The organism is Mesorhizobium sp. M7A.F.Ca.CA.002.05.1.1, assembly GCF_003998335.1.
Classification (GTDB): Bacteria; Pseudomonadota; Alphaproteobacteria; order Rhizobiales; family Rhizobiaceae; genus Mesorhizobium.
On record NZ_RZQI01000514.1, the window covers coordinates 1 to 4,357 of the forward strand.

Sequence of the window (4,357 nt, forward strand, 5' to 3'; positions counted from 1 at the left end):
TAGGTCGCCATGCCGAGGCCGCGGATTTTTCCGCCGGCCTTCGATTGCGCCAGCCGCTCGGGAAACGCTTTCCATTCGGATTGCTCAATAGCGCGCTCCATATGGCCTTCGAATTCACCGGTGTCGTAGAGGCGGCCGGTTTGCGTCCGGTAGGGAAATTGCTCCGGCCGGATGAAGTTGCGGCGGCGGATCTCCTCGACAGGCAGGCGGAGATCGTGGGCGCAGGCATCGACCAGCTTTTCCAACAGGAACGCCGCTTCCGGCCGGCCGGCACCGCGATAGGCATCGACCGGGCAGGTGTTGGTGTAAAGGCCGGTGACCGAGACATCGAGCGCCTGGATATCGTAGACACCGGTCGACATGGTGACGCCGATATAGGGGATGAACGGGCCGTATTGCGAGATATAGGCGCCGATGTTGGCGAGCAGGTCCACCTTCATGCCGAGAAAGCGGCCGTCCTTGTCGAGCGCCATCTCGGCCGTGACGAAATTGTCGCGGCCTTGCGCGTCGGTCAGGAAGTGCTCCGTGCGGTCACCGGCCCATTTCACCGGGCGGCCAAGCCGCTTTGCCGCTTCCAGCACCAGCGGATATTCGCGGTAGACGAAGCTCTTCGGCCCGAAACCACCGCCGACATCAGGCGTGATGACGCGCAGCTGGTCCTTCTTGATCTTGAACACGCTGGCCAGGATATACTGCATGGAGTGCACGCCTTGCGACCCGGTGGTCAGCACGAAGCGCTTCTCCTCGACGTTCCATTCGCCGATCGCGGAGCGCGGCTCCATGTAGTTGCACACCAGCCGGTTGTTGACGAACTCGATGCGGGTGACATGGGCGGCCTTGGCGAAAGCCGCTTCGCTCTTTTTCTTGTCGCCCATGTGGTAGCTGAAGGCGCGGTTGGAACCAAGCTCCGGCCAGACCAGCGGCGTGCCTTCGGCCAATGCCGTTGCCGTCCCGGAGGCCGCATCTTCGCCGTCATAGTCGACATCGATCAGTTCGGCGGCATCCTGCGCCAAGGCTCGGCTGTCGGCGACGACGAAGGCAATGGCATCGCCGACATAGTTGACGCGGTCGCCGCACAGGATCGGGATGTCGCGCGTCGGAGCCTTGGTGCCGTCCGGCTGTTCCTGCATGACGCCGGATTTCAGATCGCCGAGATGGGCAAGATCCTTGCCGGTCAGCACCAGATGGACGCCAGGTGCCGTCTTCGCCGCCTCGGTCGAACCGATGGTGAAGCTGGCCTTGGCGACCGGCGAGCGCAGGACATAGCCATGCAGGACGCCAGCCGGCTGGATGTCGTCGGTATAGCGGCCCTGGCCCTGGATGAAGGCGGCATCCTCGCGCCGCAGCACGGATGCGCCCATGCCGAATTTCGGTGTGACGACGGTCATGGGTGCCTCGTGATGATGACAGGAGAAGGAACGCCTGAAATAGGCATTGCCTCAGTTTTGTCGAGGGGCCGTTTCGTGTAAAGAGCGCGGACTTCAAATTTCTTGGACCAGCGGACACAATCCGCCGCCAACGCAATCGACAGGAAAACCCACGGAATGCGCACGGACACCGGCCAGGTCTTCAAACTCGAAGACTATCGCCCCAACGACTACCTCATTCCGAAAACCGACCTTACCTTCCGCCTTTCGCCAGACGCAACGCGTGTCACCGCCGTCCTCACGATAGAGCGTCGTGACGACGTCTCCCTGTCGGCACCGTTGGTGCTCGACGGCGACGGGCTGACGCTCAAGCGCATCGAGATCGACGGCAAGAAGGTAAAACCGGCGGATCTGCTGGCGACGCCTGACCGGTTGACAATCCTCAAGCCTCCGGCGGCACGTCGCTTCCAGTTGCTCATAGAGACCGAGGTGGCGCCGGCGGGCAACGAAGCCCTGATGGGCCTCTACCGCTCGAGCAATGTCTACTGCACGCAATGCGAAGCGGAGGGCTTTCGCCGCATCACCTATTTCCTCGATCGTCCCGACATCCTGTCCGTCTACACGGTGCGCATAGAAGCAATGCGTGACGAAGCGCCGCTGCTCCTGTCCAACGGCAACCTGGTCGACAGGGGCGACCTCGGCGACGGCTGGCACTATGCAGTGTGGCACGACCCTTTTCCCAAGCCATCCTATTTGTTCGCGCTGGTGGCCGGCAATCTCGGCCAGCTTGCAGACAGTTTCGTCACGCTGTCGGGCCGCACGGTCGAACTCGGCATCTATGTCGAGCCCGGCAAGGAGAAGCTGGCCGGCTACGCGATGGATGCCCTGAAGCGGTCGATGAAATGGGACGAAGAGGCATTCGGCCGCGAATACGATCTCGACGTCTTCAACATCGTCGCCGTGTCCGACTTCAACATGGGAGCGATGGAGAACAAGGGCCTCAACATCTTCAACGACAAATATGTGCTGGCCGACCGGGAGACCGCGACGGACGCCGATTTCGCCAATATCGAGGCGATCATCGCGCATGAGTATTTCCACAATTGGACAGGCAACAGAATCACTTGCCGCGACTGGTTCCAGCTCTGCCTGAAGGAAGGCCTGACGGTTTTCCGCGACCACGAATTCTCCGCCGACCAGCGCTCGCGCGCGGTCAAGCGCATCGCCGAAGTGCGCACCTTGCGCGCCCACCAGTTTCCCGAGGACCAGGGCCCACTGGCGCATCCAGTGCGGCCGCGCCGCTACCGCGAGATCAACAATTTCTACACCGCCACGGTCTACGAGAAGGGCTCTGAAGTGGTGCGCATGATCCGCACAATTCTCGGTGCCGACGTCTTTCGCGCCGGCATGGACCTCTATTTCGAGCGGCACGACGGTGACGCGGCGACGATCGAGGATTTCATCAAGGTGTTCGAGGATGCGTCCGGCCGCGACCTGTCGCAGTTCGCGCTCTGGTATCATCAGGCAGGCACGCCGAACCTGACGATCAGTTCGACGCACAATCCGGCGGCGCAGGAATTCACGCTCGAAATCGAGCAGTCGGTACCGCCGACACCCTCCGAAAGCCGCAAGCGGCTGATGCACATCCCGCTGGCTTTCGGCCTGATCGGCGCCGGCGGCAAGCCTGTGCCATATAGCGGCGTCGAAGGCGCCAGCGTCGAGGACGGCGTCATCCATATCCGCAAGCGTCGCCACATGGTGCGGTTTTCAGGCGTCACCGAGCGCCCGGCCGTGTCGCTCAACCGCGGCTTTTCGGCGCCGGTGACATTGTCCGTCGAGCAGAAAGCCGACGACCAGTTCTTTCTCGCCCGCCATGACAGCGACGCCTTCTCGCGCTGGCAGGCCTTCAATACATTGCTGACCGATGCACTGATCACCGCCTTCCGCGAGATCCTCGGCGGCAAGCAGCCGGCCTTTGCACCGCGGCTGATCGAACTCGCCGGCAGCATCGCCGGCGACGAGACCCTGGAGCCGGCCTATCGAGCACTGGCGCTGGCATTGCCCGGCGAAGCCGACATCGCCCGCGACATCGGCCGGAACATCGACCCCGATGCTATCTATGCGGCTCGCGAGGCACTGGCGTTGGCGATCGGCACTGCGAACCGGGACGTTTTTTCGGGCCTTTACCGCGGCCTTGCAGACAAAGCAGCGTTCAGCCCCGACGCGGCGAGCGCCGGACGACGCGCCTTGCGCAACACCTTGCTGGATTATCTGTCGCTGCAGCCGAGTGGAGCAGCACTCGCCGCCAGGCATTTCCAGTCGGCGACCAACATGACCGACCGCGCGGCAGCACTTGCCGTGCTCGCGCATCGTCACCACGGTTCGCCCGAGGCGGTCGAGGCGCTGGCGGCTTTCGAGACGACCTATAGGTCCGACCCGCTGGTCATGGATAAATGGTTCCAGATCCAGGCCAGCGTTCCGGGACCGCAAACCGTCGACACCGTGAAGGCCCTGACCAGCCACCCGGCCTTCTCGATGGGCAATCCGAACCGGGTGCGCTCGCTGATCGGCACCTTCTCCAGCGCCAACCAGACCGGCTTCCATCGTGCTGACGGCGAAGGCTACTGGTTCTTTGCCCAGACTGTGCTCGAGGTTGAAAAGCGCAACCCGCAAGTGGCGGCCAGGCTGGCGACGGCGCTCAGATCGTGGCGTTCGCTCGAACCTTTGCGGCAGGCCAAGGCCAGGGAAGCGCTGCTGTCGATCGCCGGCGCCGAAAACCTGTCGGCGGATCTGCGGGATATCGTCGAGCGCACGCTGACGTAAATATGCAATTTCTTCAAGCGCCCGTTAAATCAGTCCCGGCTGATGGGACTGGGGCTTTGCGGTCAACTCGATCCCAAGCGCCTTCATCACGGCAATCGTCGTTTTCAGGGTCGGATTGCCGTTCTCACTGAAGGAGCGATAAAGCTGTTCACGCGAAAGTCCCGTCT

2 protein-coding genes and 1 pseudogene are annotated in these 4,357 nt (G+C 62.6%); 1 reads left to right on the forward strand and 2 read right to left on the reverse strand.

The genetic code is table 11. The annotated features are described in order from the left end of the window. Window positions 1-1,388, reverse strand: a 1,388-nt coding sequence (locus EN939_RS22810) for a xanthine dehydrogenase family protein molybdopterin-binding subunit (RefSeq protein WP_164751152.1), incomplete at its 3' end; no start/stop codon positions are given. Window positions 1,389-1,544: 156 nt separating this feature from the next. Between EN939_RS22810 and pepN the strand changes: the two genes are divergently transcribed. Next, on the forward strand, window positions 1,545-4,190 hold the full coding sequence (gene pepN / locus EN939_RS22815) for an aminopeptidase N (protein ID WP_127269853.1): 2,646 nt from the start codon (window positions 1,545-1,547) through the stop codon (window positions 4,188-4,190). 24 nt (window positions 4,191-4,214) lie between these two features. Here pepN and EN939_RS39225 read toward each other — a convergent pair. Further along, window positions 4,215-4,357 (reverse strand): annotated as a pseudogene (locus EN939_RS39225) (addiction module antidote protein); the annotation flags it as partial.